The 20,063-nt window shown below is 73.9% G+C and carries 14 protein-coding genes; 4 read left to right on the top strand and 10 right to left on the bottom strand.

Annotation, left to right across the window (positions count from 1 at the left end; all coding sequences use genetic code 11):
- Nucleotides 1-173 precede the first annotated feature (173 nt).
- From OG861_RS03665 to OG861_RS03685, 5 genes are all read right to left on the bottom strand, one after another.
- A complete protein-coding gene (locus tag OG861_RS03665) occupies nucleotides 174-3,401 on the bottom strand; it encodes a TIM-barrel domain-containing protein (RefSeq protein ID WP_330261218.1) in 3,228 nt (1,075 codons plus the stop codon).
- Between the two features lie 164 nt (nucleotides 3,402-3,565).
- Complete coding sequence (locus tag OG861_RS03670; protein WP_329200568.1) at nucleotides 3,566-4,636, bottom strand: PP2C family protein-serine/threonine phosphatase; 1,071 nt, start codon at nucleotides 4,634-4,636, stop codon at nucleotides 3,566-3,568.
- A 135-nt stretch (nucleotides 4,637-4,771) separates the two neighbouring features.
- Complete coding sequence (locus OG861_RS03675; RefSeq protein WP_329200567.1) at nucleotides 4,772-5,002, bottom strand: hypothetical protein; 231 nt, start codon at nucleotides 5,000-5,002, stop codon at nucleotides 4,772-4,774.
- Nucleotides 5,003-5,134: 132 nt separating this feature from the next.
- Nucleotides 5,135-5,809, bottom strand: a complete 675-nt coding sequence (locus tag OG861_RS03680) for a response regulator transcription factor (protein ID WP_329200565.1) — start codon at nucleotides 5,807-5,809, stop codon at nucleotides 5,135-5,137.
- 61 nt (nucleotides 5,810-5,870) lie between these two features.
- Nucleotides 5,871-7,079, bottom strand: a complete 1,209-nt coding sequence (locus OG861_RS03685) for a sensor histidine kinase (RefSeq protein WP_330261219.1) — start codon at nucleotides 7,077-7,079, stop codon at nucleotides 5,871-5,873.
- A 269-nt stretch (nucleotides 7,080-7,348) separates the two neighbouring features.
- Between OG861_RS03685 and OG861_RS03690 the strand changes: the two genes are divergently transcribed.
- Nucleotides 7,349-9,544, top strand: a complete 2,196-nt coding sequence (locus OG861_RS03690; RefSeq protein ID WP_329200561.1) for an MMPL family transporter — start codon at nucleotides 7,349-7,351, stop codon at nucleotides 9,542-9,544.
- Between the two features lie 97 nt (nucleotides 9,545-9,641).
- Here the strand turns inward: OG861_RS03690 and OG861_RS03695 are convergent, their stop codons facing one another.
- From OG861_RS03695 to OG861_RS03705, 3 genes are all read right to left on the bottom strand, one after another.
- Nucleotides 9,642-11,435, bottom strand: coding sequence for an ABC transporter permease/substrate binding protein (locus tag OG861_RS03695; RefSeq protein ID WP_329200558.1), 1,794 nt, complete (start codon nucleotides 11,433-11,435; stop codon nucleotides 9,642-9,644).
- Nucleotides 11,435-12,508 carry a quaternary amine ABC transporter ATP-binding protein gene (locus OG861_RS03700; protein WP_329200556.1) on the bottom strand — a complete coding sequence of 358 codons (1,074 nt, stop codon included), beginning with the start codon at nucleotides 12,506-12,508 and terminating at the stop codon, nucleotides 11,435-11,437. The genes OG861_RS03695 and OG861_RS03700 overlap by 1 nt, the downstream gene beginning before the upstream one ends.
- A gap of 292 nt (nucleotides 12,509-12,800) precedes the next feature.
- Nucleotides 12,801-13,754: a SigB/SigF/SigG family RNA polymerase sigma factor gene (locus OG861_RS03705; protein ID WP_329200554.1), complete on the bottom strand. Its 954-nt coding sequence runs from the start codon at nucleotides 13,752-13,754 to the stop codon at nucleotides 12,801-12,803.
- A gap of 182 nt (nucleotides 13,755-13,936) precedes the next feature.
- Between OG861_RS03705 and OG861_RS03710 the strand changes: the two genes are divergently transcribed.
- Nucleotides 13,937-14,254 (top strand): MarR family transcriptional regulator, encoded by a 318-nt coding sequence (locus tag OG861_RS03710; protein WP_443056704.1) that lies wholly within the window; start codon nucleotides 13,937-13,939, stop codon nucleotides 14,252-14,254.
- A gap of 26 nt (nucleotides 14,255-14,280) precedes the next feature.
- Here the strand turns inward: OG861_RS03710 and OG861_RS03715 are convergent, their stop codons facing one another.
- Together OG861_RS03715 and OG861_RS03720 are read right to left on the bottom strand one after the other, a co-directional pair.
- Nucleotides 14,281-15,072 (bottom strand): GntR family transcriptional regulator, encoded by a 792-nt coding sequence (locus OG861_RS03715; protein WP_329200552.1) that lies wholly within the window; start codon nucleotides 15,070-15,072, stop codon nucleotides 14,281-14,283.
- Between the two features lie 119 nt (nucleotides 15,073-15,191).
- A complete protein-coding gene (locus tag OG861_RS03720; RefSeq protein WP_329200551.1) occupies nucleotides 15,192-16,745 on the bottom strand; it encodes an IucA/IucC family protein in 1,554 nt (517 codons plus the stop codon).
- Nucleotides 16,746-16,799: 54 nt separating this feature from the next.
- Between OG861_RS03720 and OG861_RS03725 the strand changes: the two genes are divergently transcribed.
- Nucleotides 16,800-18,344, top strand: coding sequence for an IucA/IucC family siderophore biosynthesis protein (locus tag OG861_RS03725; protein ID WP_329202583.1), 1,545 nt, complete (start codon nucleotides 16,800-16,802; stop codon nucleotides 18,342-18,344).
- A gap of 182 nt (nucleotides 18,345-18,526) precedes the next feature.
- Entirely contained in the window at nucleotides 18,527-20,059 is a 1,533-nt protein-coding gene (locus OG861_RS03730; protein ID WP_330261220.1) for an FAD-binding oxidoreductase, read from the top strand.
- Nucleotides 20,060-20,063: the final 4 nt, after the last annotated feature.

Below are 20,063 nucleotides of genomic sequence, written 5' to 3' on the forward strand. Positions count from 1 at the left end.
TTGGGTCCGAGCACGAAATACCGGGATTGACTTGGGGTTTGGGCTCCGTGAGGATCGAGGCAGGGCCCGGGCGGCAACCCGGCCCCGCGCCCGCCACGGAGTCCGGACTCCAGGCGGGCGCGGGGCCGGGTGTCGACCCACAAGGCCCACAAGGCCCGTAAGGGCCTACGGGCTCAGGGTGTGAAGGTCCACCGCTGGGCCGGGGTGCCGGCACAGGCGGTGCGGGTGAGGCGGGTCCCGTCGGCGGTCGCCGACCCCTCCGGGGTCAGGCACTGTCCGGCGCTGCGCAGGCTGCCGTCGGGTCCCGGCTGCCAGATCTGGCCGGTGGCGGCGCCGCACGGCTGTACGGTGACGGCCGCCGCGTTCGTGGCGTCCAGGCAGACCCCGCCGAGCCCGGTGATGTGGCCGTCGTTCCGGAGCGTCCAGCGCTGGTTGGGGCCTCCGTGGCAGGCGTACAGGGTGGGTTCGGTGCCGGGGGCGGTGCTGCTGTGCGGGAGGTCCGCGCAGCTGCCCGACGCGGAGTCGACGAGGAGGGCGTCGGCCGGGAGGGGCGCCGCCCGGCCGGTGAGGGTGAGTTCCGCGGCGCTGGACCAGGGTCCTCTGCCACCCGCCTCGGTCAGGGCGCGCAGGCGCAGGTAGCGGCCCGTCTTCGCGGGCAGGGTGATCCGTTCCGGTGCTGCGGTGTCGGCGAAGGTCCCGGTGGCCGCCGGCGGCCCCCAGTCGGTGGTGGTGTCGGACACGTAGATCTCGTAGGAGCCGATGCGGCCGTTGACCCCGCCGTCCTGCCGGGGCAGGTAGCCCAGGCCGTCGACCGTGTAGCGGGCGCCGAGGTCGATGCTCACCTCGTGCGGCAGCGGCGCGGGGGTCGTGGAGGACCAGGCCGTGTGCCACGTCGTGGCCGGGTCGCCGTCGAAGGCGTTCGTGGCGGCCCCGTTCTCGGCGGCGGTTTCCTGGCTGTCGGTGGAGAGCAGGCGCCAGGCCGACTGCGGCAGCGGGTCGGAGCCGGTCGGGAGCGGGCCGGCCACGGGGAGGGTGACCCCGGCGGCCGTGACGCCGAAGGCGCCCTGCTTCGTGCCGGTCTTGACCCACAAGACACCGGAGCGGTCGGCCGGATCGAAGAACCACCCGGTGGCGGCGGCGTCGTACGCGCCCTTCGTGGTGAGCCGGGTGAGGGCTGCGCCGTCGACGGTGAGGGCGGTGGGTGCGGAGGCGACGTGGAGGGTGAACTCGTAGCCCCGCGCGGCCGGTTGTCCGGCGTAGCTGCCGGTGGGGGCGCCCACGGACACGGTGACGGCGCCCGTACCGGAGGTGGGGGCGCTGACGTTCACCTGCTGGCGGGCGAAGGCTCCGGACTGGTAGGCGCGGGTGCGGCCGTCGTCCTCGTAGAGGCTGAACGCCGAGTTGCCGCGCGGGTGGATGTCGTAGGTGAGGGTGGAGAGGGGTTTCTCCCCCGTGTAGTTCATCTGGGGCCACATCGGCACGATCGCACCGCCCTTGACGAAGAGCGGCAGCGTGTCGAGGGGCGCCCGGTAGCCGTTCAGCCAGCCCGGGCCCGAGTAGGTCGTGCCGGTCCAGTAGTCCGTCCAGGTGCCGGCGGGCAGGTAGATGCCGTCGCGGACGGAGGTGTCGGAGACGACGGGCGCGACCAGGAAGGAGTCGCCGGCCATGAACTGGCCGCTGGTGAGGTTGCCGCGGGCCACCGGGTCGTCCGGATACTCCAGGACCATCGCGCGGGTGCTGGGCACTCCGGTGTCGTGTGCGACGCGGCTCATCGTGTACAGGTAGGGCATCAGCCGCATCTTTAGCTGGAGGTACTTGCGGTTGATTGACAGGTAGGGCTCGGCGAACCGCCAGGGCTTCTTGTCCTGGTATCCGGCGGCGGGATTGGTCGCGCCCCAGCCGGACATGGTCATGAACGCCGGGGTGAAGGCCTTCCACTGGAGGTCGCGGGCGTACGTCTTGGGACTGCCGCCGAAGATGCCGTCGATGTCGCCGGAGGCGTAGTTGAGGCCGGACAGGCCGGCGCCGGTGATGGCGGGGACGTGCCAGCGCATGTCTTCCCAGGTGCCGTTGGTGTCGCCGGTCCAGACGACGGCGTTGCGCTGGGTGCCGGCCCAGCCGTCGACGGTCCAGACGTAGCGGCGGGCGTCGGAGTTCTTCTCGATGCCCTCGACGGCCTGCCGGACGCCGGTGAAGGCGCTCTTGTACCCGCCGCCGATCCAGGCGACGTCGGTCTTGACCCCCCGGGTGCCCGCGGCGGCGACTTCCGTCGCGATGTCGGTGAGGCCGGTGGAGGTCCACAGGCCGGTCTGGAACCCCTTGGCCTTGAGTGCGTCGACGGTGGACTTGAGGGGAGCGGTGTAGCCGCAGCCGTAGCCGTCGTTGGGCAGGAACCAGCCCGAGGGCATGTCGGCGGTGCGGGCGTCGGAGGCGTAGCCGACCACGTCGGGGGTCGTCTGGTGGCGAAGGCGGTCGTGGTCGCCCTGGTAGGCGGGGTTGGAGGCGTTGAAGCAGTCGGCGTTGCCCAGTTCGAAGCCCCACATCGGCGCCATGAAGGGTTTGCCGCTGACGTCGGTGTACGCGTCGAGGACCGATTTGAGGGTGTCGCCGGTGAAGTACCAGGCGTCGAAGCGCTTCTCGTCGTGGGCGAGGGTGGTGGGCGCGTTGAACCCGTACGAACCGGGGGCCCAGGTGTTGCGCATGACTCCGTAGCCGTTGGTGGACATGTAGAAGGGGGCGGGACTGGCGTTGTCGTTCTCGCGCCACTTGTTGTCCACGGCGATGGGGACGGTCTTGCCGCGCAGGGCCCATTCCCCGAGCCGCAGGCCGGTTCCGTAGAACTGCTCGTCCGCACCGCGGGCGAGGTACTGGGTGGTCCGGGTGCCCGTCCAGGAGGTGGGCTGGGTCTCCTGCCAGACGAGGGTGGCGTCGTCGGCGCGGTAGACCGAGAACCGCAGGGGCTTCTTGTCGACGTGGATGGACAGGGCGCCGGTGGTGATCCGGTAGTGGGCGCCCGCGTCGGTGTACGTCGTGTCCACCGGGCCGAAGTCGGTGGTGGGGGCGAGGTCGGAGCCGGCCGGGTCCTGGGTGAAGGCGCCGTCGGGCGAGAGCCACAGCCGGAAGATGTCGGCGCGGGCGACGACCACGCGGGCCTTGGCGCCGGAGGACGTGGTCACGGTGAAGGTGTTGCCGGACCGGGTGAGGCCGGTGGCGTTGCCGGCGGTCGCCGGGGCGGGGGCCGCGTCGGCCGGTGAGGCCATCGGGCCGGCGGCGGCCAGCCCTGACATGGCGAGGGCGCCGGCGAGCAGGGCGGCGCCGGGTATGCGGCGGCGCGCGCGGAGCCGGTGTCTGGCGGGGGCGGGGGCGGACAGGGGACGGATGCGCCTCAGGGTCAGTCTCATGGGGCAGCTCCTCGTGCGGTCCGGGATCACGGACACACCGCTTTGGCATGCGCCTGGCAAACAGCACGGCCAAGATAGCGGCTGCGAGGAGCGGGATGAAGGAAGTTGCTCGAAATCGGCCGTCAACAAGCAACTTCACGCATGAACTTCCTGCATGAGCACGCTCAAGCCCCGTGAAGACGTTCGATCGCCACGAGCGCCGCGTCGTCCCCCAGCCGGCCGTGCGGAGAGTGCCGGAGCAGATCCGCGCACAGGTGGCGCAGCAGGCCCTCCGGACCGTCGCCGGGCCAGCCGGCGGCACGCTCCCTCAGGGGGTAGAAGTCACCGGCCCCGTTCCGGGCCTCGATCACCCCGTCCGTGTACAGGAGCACCAGGTCGCCGGGCTGGAAGGCGAAGGACTGCACGGTGAAGCCGCCCGGCACGAGTTCCAAGAGCCCGAGCGGCGGTGCCGGATGGGCCACCTGGAGCGGGACGGCCCGGCCTCCGCGCAGCAGCAGGGGCGGCGGGTGACCGCAGCTGACGACGCGCAGGATCATCTCGGCGTCCGGGATGTCGACCACGGCGGCGGTGGTGAAGCCCTCCCCCGGCGGGCGGCCCGCGTCGTCGCGCGTCTCGTCGTCCATGTCCGCGGCGACCGCTCCGTCCAGGGAGGCGACCAGCTCGGACAGACCGGCCCTGCGGTGGGCGGCGGAGCGGAACGCGCCGAGGACGATGGCCGCCTCACCGACCGCCTCCAGGCCCTTGCCCCGGACGTCCCCGATGATCAGCCGGGTGCTGTCCTCGGTCCGGGAGGCGGCGTACAGGTCGCCGCCGATCTGCGCCTCGGCCTCGGCGGCCAGGTAGACGGAGGCCAGCCGCAGCGGGCCCATCCGCTCGCGCAGCGGCCTCAGCAGGACCTGCTGCGCGGTCTCCGCCACCGACCGGAGCTGGGTGAGCTGCGCCTCGTGCACCTCCCGCAAGTGCGCGAAGAAGGTGACGAACGCCGAGATCAGGACCAGCGCGATGATCTGGAAGGTGTGGTTCAGGTCGGTGACGTTGGTCCTGGCGACGGCGACCGCCACCTGCGCCGCGACCGCCACCGCGCCGATGAACGCGGTCGCCCGCGGCCCCGCGAACGAGGCGGTGACGGCGGGGGCGGCGGCGAGGAAGGGGCCCAGGTGGACGTCGGGCGGCGCCAGCACGTCGACCGCGGTGACGATCGCGATCAGGGCCAGGGGAACGGACAGCATCCCCATGCGCGGCTCACGGTACCGGCGGGTACCTCCGTGCTGCGGGCGTAGGTCCATGACTCCTGCATACACCCGCGCCGCTCCTTCCCGTACGGGGGCGCGCACGGGGGACGCGCCCGGCGCGGCGGCCGGCGCGCTCCGTCACACCTCGAGCGCCGGCCCATGGGTGACGGCCAGGAGCGGCGGGGCCGGGGTGGCGTGGCGGTGACCGCAGGGGGCGAGGACCAGGACCACGGACTCCCCCGGGCGCTCGCGCCAGCTGATCCGTTCGACGCGCCCGGCGCACACCGGACAGGGCGGCAGCGCGGGCCCCGCCCCGGGGCTGCCGGGCGGGGCCGCGAGCGTCGGCGGCGCGGTGTGCGGGTCACGCATGGCGGCTCCCTGGTCCGGAGGTCGTGCTGCTCGCACTGTGCCATGCGCGGCTCGTCGTACGCGCGGGCGGTCCGCCCCGGGTCCGGCCGGGTCCTGCCGCCGCTCACCGCCTCGCGCGGCCGTCCCGGCCCGTCAGGCGCCCCGGCGTTCGGCTTCGACCAGGCCCGACTCGTAGGCCGCGATGACCGCCTGGGCGCGGTCGCGCACACCCAGCTTGCCGAACACGCCGGTGAGGTGGTTCTTCACCGTGGAGACGCTGATGGCCAGCTCTCCGGCGATCTCGGCGTTGTCGAGGCCGACGGCGAGCAACCGCCAGATCTCCAGTTCGCGCGGTGTCAGACCGTCCCGGGCCGCCGGGACGGGCGCGGCCCGCGGGGAGGGCGCGGGGGTGCGGACGTAGGTGGAGATGAGCCGGGTCAGCAGCCGCGGCGCGACGACCGCGTCGCCCGTGTGCACGGTGCGCACTGCCGCGATCAGCTCCTCCGGGGAGACGTCCTTGGGGAGGAAGCCGTACGCGCCCGCGCGCAGGGCGGCGACCACGTACTCGTCCATGTCGAAGGTACTGAGGGCCAGTACCCGGGACCCGGGCAGGGTGCGGGCCAGCTCGGCGGTGGCCGCGACTCCGTCGAGCACCGGCATCCGGATGTCCATCACCACCACGTCGGGGCGCAGCAGGCCCGCCCGGGCCACCGCCTCGGCTCCGTCCCCGGCCTCGCCGACGACCTCGACGTCCGGCTCCGGCGCCAGGATCAGCGCCAGGCCGCGCCGCACCAGCGGCTGGTCGTCCGCGATGAGCACCCGGATCACGTGTGGTTCCCCTCTCCGGACTGTGGTTCCCCCCGGACGGGGCCGCCCCCGGCGGCGCCCGTCACGACGCCGGCAGGGTCGCCGCCACCCGGAATCCGCCGCCGTCGAGCGGCGCGGCTTCCAGCGTGCCGCCCTGGAGGGCGACCCGTTCCCGCATTCCCACCAGACCGTACCCGGAGCCCGGCCCCGGCCGGGAAGGCGCCGTGTGGGCGGGCGGACGTACGGCTGACGTGCCGCCGGACGAGCCGCCCGGGCCGTCGTCGCTCACCTCCACGAGGACGTGGTCGGCACGGTAGCTCAGCCGTACGTCGGCGCTGGCCCGGCCCGCGTGCTTGCGCGTGTTGGTCAATGCCTCCTGCACGATCCGGAACACGGTCAGGCCCACGCTCGGCGGCAGCGGACGGACGGGACCGTCCACGGTGAACGCGGTCCGCGTCCCCGCGAGCCGGGCTTCGGTCACGATGCGGTCCAGGTCCGCGGTTCCGGGCTGCGGGGCCGGCGGGGCGCCCTCCGGGTCCTCCCCCGCCCTCAGGACGCGCAGGAGTTGCCGCATCTCGCCCAGTGCCGTACGTCCCGAAGCCTCCATGATGACGAGGGCCTCGCGGGCCGCCTCGGTGTCGTGGGCCAGGTTGGCCCTCGCCCCACCGGCCATCAGCTGCATGGTGGTGATGTGGTGGGCCACGATGTCGTGGAGCTCCCGGGCGATCCGGCGGCGCTCCTCGGCGACCGCCCGCTCGGCCAGCACCACGCGTTTCGCCTCGCCCACGCGCTGCCGACGGCCGACCGCCAGACCCGCGCCGACGCTGAGGGCCGCGGCCATGGTGGCGTTGAGCGCGCCCCAACCGGCGTCGGTCCAGCTTTCGGTCCGGACGGCGAGCGGCATCGCCACGGTCAGCGCGACGGCTCCCGCGGCGGCTCCGGGGCCGCTCATCCTGCCGACCGAGTACAGGGCGACGGCGAGGCCGGCCGTGAAGTGCTGGGGCAGCGGGGCGGTGAGCTCCAGGGCGAGGTCGAGGGACAGGACCACGGCGAGCACGGGCCCCGGGTGGCGGCGGCGGGCGAGCAGGCAGAGCGCGGCGAGCACGAGGAGGGCGAGGCCGGGAAGGCGCAGGGCCTCCCCGTCGACCACGGCGGTGCCCGCGTAGCCGAACACGTCCACGGCGGCCGTGCCGATGGCCACCAGCGCGTCGTCCCGGGTCCAGACGAAGGACCCGGTGGCGGTGCCACCCCCGCGGCGTTCACCCGGACCCTCCCCACGGCGTGTCGGCATCCTGTCCGGCCCTCCCCCTCGTCGACGCGCGCCGCCCGGTCGGTACCGGCGCCGCTCTTGGGCTCCCGCCCCATTCTCGCGTGGGGATCGGCCGGTGGGGCCGTACCCGGGGTGGAGCCGCACCCGGGACTCGGGTCCCGGTCGGCGGCGGGTGCCCGGCTCCGGTCCCGGGTGCGGACTCCTCCCCTCTCCCGACGTGCTGCGGCGCGGCCGGTGATGGGCTGGTGGGCGGCCGGTGAACACCGGTCCCGTGACGTGATGGAGGACCCTTGATCCGCGCCCTGACCGGCTTCGCCACCCGAAGTCCATGGAAGGTCATCGTCGTCTGGGCGGTGTTGGGCATAGCCCTGGCCGTGGTGGGCCAGGCGTTCGTACCCCGTGCCACCGAGGCGAGCACCGGCGAGTTCCTGCCCGCCGGCTACGACTCCGCCGCGGCCCTGCGGGTCGCCGAGCGGCACTTCGGGACCAAGCCGCACGCCAATCCGCTGACGCTGCTCGTGGCCCGCACCGACGGCGGCCCGCTGACGGCCGAGGACGAACGGCGGATCGACGCCGCGGCCGCAGAAGTGGCGCGGCGGCGGGTCGCGATGCCACGGACCGAGGACTCGGCGCCGCTCGGCCGGGACTACTCCCAACGCCCTCGTCTCAGCCCGGCCATGACCGCACCGGACCACCGCTTCAGGCTGCTGGCGGTGGAGTTGACGGGCAACCCGACCGATCCGGGCATGCAGGACCTGTACCGTGCCTTCCGGGACACCACCCGGGCCGAGTTCGCCGGAGAGGGCCTTCGCACCGGGTTCACCGGGGCGCTCCCCGAGTCCGTGGACACCGCGGACGAGGGCAAGACGCGGTCGACGGTCGTGGGCGCACTCGTGCTCGGCGTGATCGTGCTGCTGCACCTCCTGGTGTTCCGCAGCGTCATGGCGGCCCTGATCCCGCTGTTGGCGGTGAGCATCGTCGGCGGCGCCGCGACGGGCGCGGTGGTCGGTGCCGCGCTGCTGACGGGGGTGCGGCTCGATCCGTCGACACCGCAGCTGATCGGCGTGGTGCTGCTGGGCATCGGCATCGACTACTTCCTCTTCCTGCTGTTCCGCTTCCGCGAGCAGTTGCGCACGCGCCCCGGGCAGAGCGGCCGGGAGGCGGCGGCCGAGGTGGCGGGCCGCGTGGGAACGGCCGTCACCTGCGCGGCGCTGACCATCGTCGTCGCGTTCTCGACCCTGGGGGTGGCCACCTTCGGGCAGTTCCGGGTGCTCGGCCCGGCGATCGCGGTGTCCGTCCTGGTGATGCTGCTCGGCAGCCTGACGCTGATGCCCGCCCTGCTCGCGGTCTCGGGGCGCAGGATGTTCTGGCCCTCGCGCTCGCTGGAGCGGGAACCGCGTCCGGGCGTGGCCGCCCGAACGGGCGAGCGGATCGCGCGGCGTCCGCTGACGGCGGTGGTCGCCTCGGTGGCCCTGCTGGGGGCGCTGGCCGCCGGGCTGGTGGGGATGCGGATGGACTACGGCCAGGGCGGCCCGGACGGACCGCGCACGGCCGCGGCGGACACGGCCGCCGAGATCGCCCGGGCGCTGCCGGCCGGGGTGGCCGACCCGGCCCCGGTGTTCGTCACCGCGTCCGACGGGGGCACGCTGACCGCCGGACGGCTCGACGGCCTGGCACGAGCGCTCGCCGAGGTCGCCGGGGTGGGGCAGGTGGCCCCGGTGGTGTGGAGCGGGGACCACCGCGCGGCGCGCATCGACCTGTTCCTCACCGTCGACCAGCGCCGCCAGGAGGCGCGTGACCTGGTCGCGGGGCCGTTGCGGAAGGCGGTGGCCGAGCACCGGCCGGAGGGCACCGAGGCACACGTGGGCGGCACGGCGGCGGTCTTCTCCGACATCTCGGTCGCGGTGGGCGAGGACCTGCGGGTGGTGTTCCCGGTGGCGGCGGTGCTGATCGCGCTGATCCTGCTCCTGCTCCTGCGGAGCCTGCTCGCGCCGGTGGTCCTGATGGTCACGGTGGGACTGGGTTTCGCCGCCACCCTCGGCGCCGCCGCCCTGGTGTTCCAGCACGCTCTGGACCGGCCGGGCGTGGACTTCACGCTGCCGCTGGTGCTGTTCCTGTTCGTCGTGGCGCTGGGCACCGACTACAACATCCTGATCACCGACCGGATCCGGGAGGAGATGGAGCGGCCCGGTCCGGTCCGCGCGGCGGTGGCGCGGGCGGTCCGGCACACGGCGCCCGCGATCGCGACGGCGGGCCTGGTACTGGCGGTCTCCTTCGGGAGCCTGGCCGCGGGCCCCGGTTCGTCGACCCGGCAGATCGGCTTCGCGACGGGCCTCGGCATCCTGCTCTCCGCCTTCCTGCTGTCGATCGTGCTCGTGCCGGCGCTAGCCGCGCTGCTGGGGCGCTCCCTGTGGTGGCCGCTGCGGCCGCGCGACGCCGCCCGGCGGCTGAAGGCGCCCGAGCCCGAGCGGGTCATGGCGGGCTGAGCCGAGCGGGCCGGGGCCGGGCCCGCTCGCGCGAAAGCGCCGGTGCGCGAAAGGACCGTAGGGTCCCCCGCGCACCGGCGCCGGTGTGCGTGCCCGCTCAGCCGAGCCGGGCAACCTCCGGGTGGGCGTCCAGCCAGGCCCGGACGGCCTGCTGTTCCTTGCCCTTTCCGGTTTCCTGGATCTTGGCCTCCAGGCCGGTGAGCTGCTGCTCGGTCAGCTTGAACGAGCGCATCCAGGCGGCGACTTCCGGCTCGTCGGCGGCGAAGCCCTTGCGCGTGACCGTGTGGATGCCGTCGCCCTCACCCCAGGCGCCCTGCGGGTCCTGGAGCTTCTTCATGTCGTACGAGGCGTAGGCCCAGTGCGGCGACCAGAGCACGACCGCGACCGGCTCCTTCTTGGCGTAGGCCCGCTTGAGTTCGGCGAGCATGCCGGGGGTGGAGCCGTCGACGACCTGGTACTCGCCGTCGAGGCCGTACTGGGGCAGCACCTTGTCCTTGAGCATCTTCATCTCGCCCGCGCTGGGCTCGATGCCGATGATCCGGCCCTTGAACCGGTCGCCCTTGCCCTTGAGGTCGGCGAGGGAGGTGACGTCCTTCATGTACGAGGGGACGCTCAGTTCGAGGGACGTCGGGCCGTACCAGGAACCCAGGTCTTCGAGCTTGTTCCCGTACTTCTTCCAGTACTCGGACTGGGTGACGGGCAGCCACGCGTCGGTCTGCACGTCGATCTGGCCGCCCGCGAGGCCGGTGAAGAGGGCGCCCAGCTCCAGCTGGCGGGCGTCGACCTTGTAGCCGCGCCGCTCCAGGAGCTCCTTCCACAGGTAGGTGGAGGCGATGCCCTCGTCCCAGGGGATGTAGCCGATGCTGACGGTGCGGCCCTTGCCGGTGTCGGGGACGCCGGAGGCGGTCGTGGCGGTCGTCCCGCCGCCGAACATGCCGATGCCGCCCGCGACGAGGGCCAGGGCCACGACGCCGCTCAGCGCGTGGACGGGCTGCGGCCGGTGCTGCCACACCCTGGCCGCGCCCTGCGTGGCGGCGCGGGCCTTGGCGAGGGCGCGCCGGCCGAGCGGGGAGACCTGGCGCCCGAGGGCGCCGGTCATCCGGTCCAGGTACATGGCGAGGATGACGATGGAGATGCCGGCCTCGAAGCCGAGGCCGATGTCGACGCTGCCGATGGCGCGGTAGACGGCGCCGCCGAGTCCGCCGCCGCCGACCATGCCGGCGATGACGACCATGGACAGGCCGAGCATGATGACCTGGTTGATGCCGGCCATGATCGTGGGCAGGGCCAGCGGCAGCTGCACCCGTACGAGCGTGTTGCGCGGGGTGGTGCCGAACGCGTTGGCGGCCTCGACCAGCTCGCCGTCGACCTGGCGGATGCCGAGCTCGGTCATCCGCACGCCCGGGGGCAGCGAGAAGATGATGGTGGCGATGATGCCGGGCACCACGCCGACCCCGAAGAAGATGATGCCGGGGATGAGGTAGACCATCGCGGGCATGGTCTGCATGAAGTCCAGGACGGGCCGCAGCACGGCGCTCACCCGGTCCGATCGGGACGCCCAGATGCCCAGCGGTACCGCGATCACGAGGGTGACCAGGGTGGCGACCAGGACCAGGGAGAGCGTGGACATCGCGTCGTCCCACAGGCCGACGGAGTCGACGAGCGCGAACCCGGCGAAGGCCAGCAGGCCCGCGAGCAGCCCGCGCAGCCACCAGGCGCCGACGGCGAGGATGCCGGCGAACAGCAGGGGGGCGGGGGCGGACAGGACGGCGTCGATGCCGTCGTAGAGGCCGCTGACCAGCGAGCTGATCGCGTCGAAGAGCCAGGACAGGTGGCGCTGGAGGAAGTCGACACCGCTGTCGACCCAGGCACCGAGATGGATGCGGGGCATCAGGCCGCCACCTCCGTGGTGCAGTGCATCGGGGGCCGCTGTTCGTCCCCTATGAAGGCGACGAGGCGGTCCTGGCCCACCGAGCCGACGACGGCGCCGTCCGCGCCGGTGACGGCGACGGGGTGCGGGACGCGGGCGCTGACCGCGCACAGGTCGGCGAGCGGGGTGTCCGCGCTGACGGTGGGGCAGTCGCAGGCGTCGGCGTGCGGCTCGGGCTCCTCCATGACGGCGTCGGCCGTCAGGACCCGGGAGCGGTCGACGTCCTGGATGAAGGAGGCCACGTAGTCGTCCGCGGGGCGGGTCAGGATGTCCTCGGCCGTGCCCTGCTGGACGATCCGGCCGTCGCGCATGACGGCGATCGAGTCGCCGAGCCGCATGGCCTCGTTGAGGTCGTGGGTGATGAAGACGATCGTCTTCTTCAGCGTGCGCTGGAGTTCGAGCAGCTGGTCCTGCATGTCGCGGCGGATCAGCGGGTCGAGGGCGCTGAACGACTCGTCCATGAGGAGCAGGTCGGCGTCCGTGGCGAGGGCGCGGGCGAGGCCCACGCGCTGCTGCATGCCGCCGGACAGCTCGTCGGTCCAGGAGTTCTCCCAGCCGCCGAGCCCGCACAGCGCCAGCGCCTCGGCGGCGCGCCGTTCGCGCTCGGCCCGGGGGACGCCCTGGACCTCCAGACCGTAACCGGCGTTCTCCAGCACGTTCCGGTGCGGGAACAGCGCGAAGTGCTGGAACACCATGCTGATCTTCGTGGAGCGGACCCGGCGCAGTTCGGCCGGGGCGAGCGCGGTGAGGTCCTCGCCGTCGAAGAGGATGCGTCCGGCCGTCGGCTCCAGCAGTCCGTTGAGCATGCGCAGGAGCGTGGACTTGCCGGAACCGGACAGGCCCATGACGACGAAGATCTCGCCGGGCTCGACGCGGAAGGAGGCGTCGATGACGGCGGCCGTGATGCCCTCGGCCCGCAGTTCCTCGCGGTCGGTGCCCTTTTCGAGCGTGCGGATGACCGCCGCGTCGCCTTCGTCGTCGCCGGGCCGTCTGCCGAACACCTTGTACACGTGCTCGGCCTGGAGCGTGGACACATACACCTCGCGGGTCGTGGGGGATACGGCTCGCGCGCCGGTGGGGCGACGCGCACCGTGGAGCGGCGCGGGATCCGCCCGCCCTTGCACCGACCCCGTGAGAGGGCGGCGGAAGGTTCCGTTCCAGACCCGCTCGTTCCCGGCCTTATTCAGTGCAAACGCAAAGGTGATCTACCTCACGGTGAGGAGGAGGGCCTGAGCGGGCATACGACGACGCACGTCGCCGGGGTTGGCGACGTGCGTCGTGGGTGTGGCGCGGGCTTTCGCCGCGCCCTTCGCAGGCGCGAGTCCGTCAGACCCGGCGGGCGGGCGCGGTGCGCCCGGCGGGGGTCTCGGACGGCTCGGGGTCGGCCAGCATGGACTCCCGCAGATGGGTGAGGAGCCGGGTCAGCAGACGCGAGACCTGCATCTGGGAGATGCCGAGGGCCGCGCCGATCTGGGCCTGGGTGAGTTCCTCGCCGAAGCGGAGCTGGAGCATCCGGCGCTCGCGGTCGGTGAGCCGTTCGAGCAGCGGGGCGAGGGTCTGGATGTCCTCGACCAGCTCCATCGCGGGCTCCTCCTCGCCCATGACCTCGGCGAGGCTCTGACCCTCGGTCTGATCACCGTGCTCGGACTGCGGGGCGTCGAGGGAGCCGCTGGTGTGACCGTTGGCGGCGACGAGCCCCTCGACGACCTCTTCCTCGGTGAGGCGCAGGTGCGCGGCGAGGTCGGCGACGGTCGGCGAGCGGTCGAGCCGTACGGTGAGCTCTTCCTTGGCCTTGGCGATGTCGATGCGCAGCTCCTGGAGCCGGCGCGGGACGTGCACGGCCCAGCTGGTGTCACGGAAGTGCCGCTTGATCTCGCCTGTGATGTACGGCATGGCCAGGGTGGAGAACTCGTTCTCCAGACTCGGGTCGAACCGGTCGATGGCCTTGATCAGGCCGATGGTCCCGACCTGGACGATGTCTTCCATGTCACCGCCCTCGCCGCGGCCGCGGAAGCGGCGGACGGCGTACTGGACGAGTGAGGCGTTCATCTCTATGAGCGTGTTGCGGACGTACTGGTACTCAGGGGTGCCTTCGGACAGCTCCCGAAGGCGCTTGAAGAAGACCTTGGAGAGTTCCCGCGCGTCCGACGGGGCCACCTCCCGCGGGTCCTCGATCAGCGGGAGACCCGCGGTGTGAGGACGGGGGCGGGGGGCGGGGACTCCCGTGTCGGCCGGACGAGCGGTGTCGGCGGTGCGGGAGAAGGGGGCGGGGACCGGCATGGGGGTTCGCTCCTTGGGCTGGTCGGCTTGCGGCGCGGGACCTTGACTGCGGTAGATGTTGTACTGCTTCCGCTCACACGTCAAGAATTACCGGAAAGACTTTTCGCGTATTGCGTCACCGGAATCAGATGACGCATCATGAGCGTATGGGCAGTCCGTCTCAGCGACATAATTGGACATTTTTGACGAATCATGCTCGCGTCCTCGTAGCCATCGCGCGCGATCCCGGCGTACGCCTGAGGGACGTGGCAGCGACGTGCGCACTGACGGAGCGCACGGTGCAGGCGATCGTCACCGACCTCGAGACGGACGGGTACCTGCGGCGGGTGCGGGACGGACGCCGCAACCGGTACGAGATCTCCGACAACGCGCTGTTCCGCCACCCCGCCGAGGCGGGCGTCCAGGTGGCGGGTCTGCTCGCCCTCCTCGCCGGAGCCCCGGGCTCGCGCCAGGCCGCAGCCGGCACGGCATCCGAGGCGGGCGTCGGCATCGGGGGCTGACCCCGCGCCGGGGCCGCAGGAGTGGCTCACCTCACCCGGAACGCCTCCGCCGCGCGGTCCCGGTGGAAGGTCAGCCGGTCCCAGGCGGGGAACGCCAGGTCCGTGAGGGCCAGGAGGCGCCCGGAGGGGTCGTAGAGCGCGCGGCGGACCGTCAGCCCGCAGGCGGCGGATGCCGTGGGGACCGGCGGATGGGTGGTCCGGGTCATGGTGAGGGTCTCGACGGTCCGGCCCTGCGCCCGGGCCAGCTCCAGCCAGCGCTCCAGGGGGGCGAGGTCCAGGTCCCGGACGGCCACCCGCTCGCGCAGGTCCGCCAGCTCCGGGTTCCGCGCCACGGCGCGCGGACTCAGGTACGTCACCGCCTGTCGGCGGGTCTCCCCCGCCGGGCCCAGTTCGCGGTGGTGGTGGACGAGCGTCCGCTCCCCGCCGCGCATCCCGAGCGGCGCGGCGAAGGACGGCGGCACGGTGACGAGCGTGAGCCGGCCCTGCGTGGCGGCGGCTGCCGGCGCGGGCGCCGCCGGGGTGGCGGGGTCGGTACCCTTCGCCGCCGGGGTGGCGGGGTTTATGCCCGTCGGCGCCGGGGTCGCGGGGTCGGCGGCCGCCGGTACCCGCCGGGTGCCGCGCTTCCCGGTGACGACCAGCCCGTCCGCGCGCAACTGCTGGAGAGCGGCCCGGATGGTCTGCCGGTTGACCCCGTAGCGGGCCGCGAGGCTGCGCTCGGAGGGCAGCTTCCCGCCCGGGCCGTGCTCCGCTCGGGCGAGTTCCTGCCGCAGCGCTGCGGCGATCCGCTGGTACTTGGGCATGGCGGCCGGGCCGGGCATGACGTCTCCTCTGACGGGGGGCCAAGGACTGCGGTCTGCCCGACCAACGTAGCAGTGGTCTATACCTTTGACACGGGTGTCGCGGGCAGCCGGAACCACCTTGGCCGAATCCGTACCCTCTAATTCCGCTCGCTGCGCAGGGGGTTCGGCAGGGGCAGGTAGCGCGCGTCGGCCCCGTCCGCCCCGGTCCACCGCAGCAGCAGGTTCGTCTTCGCCGGCAGTATCGGGGCGGCCAGCAGTGCGGCGATCTCGGGCAGGCCGTGGGCGGCGTCGAAGCGCAGCAGTTCCTCACGGACCGCGGGCCACAGCTGCCCTGCTGCCTGCGGGTGCCGCTCCGCCAGCGCTTCCGCGATCTCCGCCAGGTGGTTGACGACCAGGCAGTAGACGAGCCGCTGCCAGGCGGCCTCCCTCGGGAGGTCCCCGGGCAGCTTGACCCCCTCCGCGTCACGGAAGAGGGCCTGGACCGGCATGCCCCGGCCGTCCACCGCGACGAGGCAGTTCTGCAGGTGGGCCTCCAGGACGATCCCGCGGCGGGCGAACAGCCCCAGCACCGGCGGCACTACCTGGCGCAGGTAAGCCCGCCACCACGCGCCCGGGTCCGGGGCCGCCGCGAGCGGGCTCCCCCCGTAGCCTTCGGCGAGCGCGGCCGCCAGCAGCGGCCCGGCCCCCTGCGCGACCCGCCCCCTCAGGCCGTCCCGGACGACGACGGCGAGCTCCTCGAAGGCGAAGCCGGCCGTCCGGTAGCCCCGGTCGGCGAGCCAGACCGCGTTCGACCCCGCCCGGCGCAGCTCGGCGAACCCCGTCCCGACCTCGGCGTCCGTGCGCCGCAGCCGCAGCAGGTCGTGCCGCCACAGCCGTCGCACGTCGTTGGTGATCCGGACGTCGAGGCTGAACTTGACGAACGCGTCCCGCTCCGGGTCCGGCACGTAAAGGGTGCGGACGGAGGCGGTCGGCCAGACGCTCCGCCTGCCCGCACCGAGCCGCACGAGCCGCCCGTCGGAGAATGCCTCGCGCAGCGCCGGACGGGCGGCGACCAGGGCCAGCTGCCACGGGTGCGCCGGCAGCAGCCGGTACCCCGCGGGCGCCCGGGGGCCGTCGAGGATCCCGGCGAGCGCCTCGAGCGCCTCGGCGGCGGCCGGGCCGCCCTCCTCGACGGCCTGGTCCTCCCGCACCCCGAGGAACAGGAGCGGGAAGCGGGCGTGGGCCTCGGGCGCGTAGGGCAGCCAGCTCGCGGCGGGGGCCCCGCCGCGGGCCTTGGGGGCCGGGTGGTGCGGATGCCCCATGACGAGGGCCTGCTCCGACAGGACGTACGGGTCCGCCGGGGCCTCGGCGTCGGCGCGGGCCGCCAGCAGCGCCGCGATCGTGTCCCGGCTGTCGTTCATCTCGGCCGGCAGTTCGTCGTTGGGGACACCGGTGTACTGGCGCAGCTCGTCGGAGGTCAGCTTCACCAGCTCCGCATGGCTGAGCTGACGCCAGCCCTGGCCGGTGTCCAGTTCGGGGAGCACGGGCCGGCGGGCACCGCGTACCCGCAGCAGCCGGCCGCTGCCGCGCAGCCGGTGGACGCCGTCCTGCCCCGTGGGATCGGCCGTCTCCCGCAGCAGGCAGTTCAGCAGCGGGGTGGCGGCGTACGCGTCGGCGGCGGCGTTGAAGTCCACGGGTTCCATTCGATCCATTCGGTGATCATCACCGATCATCGGGTGAGGCAATTATGAGAGAGGAACGGAACCCTGGACCGCAGCACGCACACCCCCCGCCCCTCGGCCGAGGAATCGGTCGCCGCCGCGCTGGCCGGGACGCGCCCCGGGCTCGGCACCTCCTACGCCGCGGCGCTGGGCGGTGCGCGGGCGGCCGTGCTCACCCGGCTGTGGCGGGCGCTGGCCTTCGAACCGCTGCCGTGGGTGGAGCGGCGGGAGAGCGGGCCGGAGTCCCTGGTCGTGTTCACGTCCGGGGGCGGCCGGCTGGAAGGTCCGCTGCCCGACCCGTACGCCACCGGTGACCTCGTGAGCGAGCTGAGCCTCGACGGGCGCGTCCACCGGCAGGCCGCGCGGCTGATGGCGGCACTGGGTGTACCGCACGGCGCCGCGTTCGCCGCCGAGCTCGACGACAGTACGGCCTCGCTCGCGCTGTCCCGGGCGGGGCAGCCGCGCGAGGACCTCGACGACGCCCCCGAGGCCGGCTGGCAATGGGAACAGCGGGTGGTCGACGGGCATCCGTACCACCCCAACTGCCGCTCCCGTCCCGGCTTCTCGGTCGCCGAGCAGCTGGCGTACGCCCCGGAGCACCGGCCGCTGGTCGAGCTCGGGACGGTGGCCGTCCCGGCCGGGGAGTGCCTGGTGACGGGGACCTGGCCCGAGCCGCTCCGGGACGGTGGCCGCGTCCTGGTCCCGGTGCACCCCTGGCAGGCGGAGCACGTCCTGGGAACCCGGGCCCCCAGGGGCCCCTCCGGCCCCGGCATCCCGGCGCACCCGCTGATGGCGCTGCGGACCCTCGCCCCGGCCGGGGGCGGCCCGCACGTGAAGACGGCGCTCAGCACCCGGCTGACCTCCTCCGTCCGGGACATCTCCGGCCGGTCGGTGCAGACCGCGGCGCTCCTGTCCGACTTCGGGCAGGTGCTGGCGGAGCGGCTCGACGGGCGGCTGCACGTGACCCGCACGCTGGGCGCGGTCACCGCCCACAGCCCCGACCTGGCGGCGGTGCTCCGCGAGCCGCCGGAGGCGTACGCGGGCCCGGGGGAACGGGTGGTGCCGGTCGCGGCGCTGGCGGGCGCGGCGCCGGTACGGTCGGCGGCCTGGCGCGCACGGTTCGCGCGGCTCGTGCTCTCGGTGTGCCTGGAGGTGCTGGACCTCGGGGTCGCGCTGGAGGCCCACGGGCAGAACCTGCTGGTCGTCCTCTCCCCCGACGGCGCCCCGGTGCGGCTGGTGTACCGCGACCTCGGTGACATCCGGATCAGCCCGGCCCGGCTGGCCCGGCACGGCCTGCCCGTGCCCGCCGTGTCGGGCCGGCAGATCACGGACGACGTGGCGGCGCTGCGGCGCAAGGTGTTCGGCTCGGCGGTCGCCGGGGCGCTCGCGGCGACCGTGGGCTCCGCGGGCGCGCTCGGCGAAGCCCTGGCGCAGCTGTCCGCGCTGGCGCCGACCGCCGACAGCCGGGCCCTGGCACGTGAGCCGATCCCGGTGAAGGCCCTGACGCTGATGCGGCTGAGCCCCGGCGTGCCCGGCGACCAGTGGGCGGAGCTGCCCCACCCGCTCGTCGGCCGGCGGGAAAGGGGGTGAGCCGTTCGACCGCGCCGTCGCGGCGGCCGCCTGCGCCGAGTGCGCGCGGGGCGACGCGGTACACGGCCCGCCGGCCGCACCGACGCCGGTGAGTAACAGGGGTTTGGGCCGTTCGGGGGGCAACCCGGTCTTTGCTGGCCCGCCTTCGTCCCGAACGCCTCCGCCGATGGCAGGAAGGAGTGATGAGTCTCCACCGCCGTCTGGTCCTGATAAGCGCGGCCGCCGCCGCACTCTCCACCGTGGGGGCGGGTGCCCGGGCTTCCTCCCGCAAGCCTTCGGGCGGCCCCGACTTCGGTGCGCTGGCCCGGGCGATGGACGGCCGGGTGATCGTCCCCGGCGACCGGGAGTATCCGCAGGCCCGGCAGCTGTTCCAGCCGCGCTACGACACCGTCGTCCCGGGCGCCGTCGCCTACCCGGCCCACGCGGGTGACGTGGCCGTCTGCCTGGAATTCGCCCGGCGCTGCGCCGTACCCGTGGTGCCGCGCGGCGGCGGTCACAGCTACGCGGGCTGGTCCACCACCGCTGCCGGGCTCGTGGTCGACGTCGGGGCCATGGCCGCACTGGCCGTCGAGGGGGACCGGGTCCGGATCGGCGCCGGAGCCCGGCTCGGCGGCCTGAACACCGCCCTCGCCGCCCGGGGCCTCGGCATCCCGACCGGTCTGTGCCCTTCCGTCGGGATCGCCGGGCTGACGCTCGGCGGGGGCATGGGCCTGACCTCACGGGCCTACGGGACCACCTCCGACGCCCTGACCGGGGTCCGGGTGGTCACCCCGGACGGAGTGATCCGCGACGCCGACGCCGACCGGGACCCCGACCTGTTCTGGGCGCTGCGCGGCGGCGGGGGCGGCAACTTCGGCGTCGTGACCGAGTTCCGCTTCCGCACGCACCCGGTCGGTGACGTCGCCTCCGCGGAACTGCGCTGGCCCGGTGACGACTCCGCGGCGGTGCTCGAAGGCTGGCAACGCTGGCTGGGCGGGCTCCCGGACCCGTTCTGGAGCCACCTGGAGTTCCTCATCGAAGCGGGCGGCGACGACGCCCCGGCCGTCAGGGTGCTGTGCTTCGACGGACGCCACGAGCTGGAGCGGGAGTTGACCCGGCTGTCCGACCTGGTGGGACGCGAGCCGCGGGACGGCTCGGTCACCGTACGCGGCTACGGCGACACCGTGCGGGCCATGTCGGGGTGCGCCGACGCCGACGAGGCCCAGTGCCACGTGCAGGGCACGCTGCCCGGCCGGGAGCCGCGGGGCCGGGTCGGCCGGCACTCCTGCGCGGCCCGCTCCGACTTCTGGGCCGAGCCGGGGCTCGCGGAGGCGGCCGTCCGGGCGGTGCTGGCCGCCGTACGCCGCTACCGGGAGGCGGTCCCCGCGGGCGGCCGCGGGGTGGTGCAGTTCCTCGGCGAGTGCGGCGGCGCGATGAACCGGCCGGCCGCCACCGACACCGCCTTCGCCCACCGCGACCACGCCTTCCTCGCCCAGTACCTCGCCTATTGGCCCGACTCCGCGCGGGCCGCCGAGGTGGCCCGGCACCAGGAGTGGCTGGACGGGCTCTGGCGGGACCTGCGGCCCTGGGCGAGCGGCAGCGCGTACCAGAACTACGTCGATCCGAAGCTCACCGGCTGGCGCGAGGCCTACTACGGCGCGAACCTCGCCCGGCTGGAAGAAGTCCGGCGCACCTACGACCCCGCCAGGCTGTTCCGCTTTCCCCAAGCCATCTAGGGAG

Origin of the sequence: Streptomyces sp. NBC_00539 (assembly GCF_036346105.1) — a bacterium.
Classification (GTDB): Bacteria; Actinomycetota; Actinomycetes; order Streptomycetales; family Streptomycetaceae; genus Streptomyces.

What these genes read in the sequence shown, in the direction of transcription:
- OG861_RS03665 (WP_330261218.1), bottom strand. Translation starts at nt 3,401, where the DNA reads ATGAGACTGACCCTGAGGCGCATCCGTCCCCTGTCCGCCCCCGCCCCC.
- OG861_RS03670 (WP_329200568.1), bottom strand. Translation starts at nt 4,636, where the DNA reads ATGGGGATGCTGTCCGTTCCCCTGGCCCTGATCGCGATCGTCACCGCG.
- OG861_RS03675 (WP_329200567.1), bottom strand. Translation starts at nt 5,002, where the DNA reads ATGCGTGACCCGCACACCGCGCCGCCGACGCTCGCGGCCCCGCCCGGC.
- OG861_RS03685 (WP_330261219.1), bottom strand. Translation starts at nt 7,079, where the DNA reads ATGCCGACACGCCGTGGGGAGGGTCCGGGTGAACGCCGCGGGGGTGGC.
- OG861_RS03695 (WP_329200558.1), bottom strand. Translation starts at nt 11,435, where the DNA reads ATGCCCCGCATCCATCTCGGTGCCTGGGTCGACAGCGGTGTCGACTTC.
- OG861_RS03705 (WP_329200554.1), bottom strand. Translation starts at nt 13,754, where the DNA reads ATGCCGGTCCCCGCCCCCTTCTCCCGCACCGCCGACACCGCTCGTCCG.
- OG861_RS03715 (WP_329200552.1), bottom strand. Translation starts at nt 15,072, where the DNA reads ATGCCCGGCCCGGCCGCCATGCCCAAGTACCAGCGGATCGCCGCAGCG.
- OG861_RS03720 (WP_329200551.1), bottom strand. Translation starts at nt 16,745, where the DNA reads ATGGATCGAATGGAACCCGTGGACTTCAACGCCGCCGCCGACGCGTAC.
- OG861_RS03730 (WP_330261220.1), top strand. Translation starts at nt 18,527, where the DNA reads ATGAGTCTCCACCGCCGTCTGGTCCTGATAAGCGCGGCCGCCGCCGCA.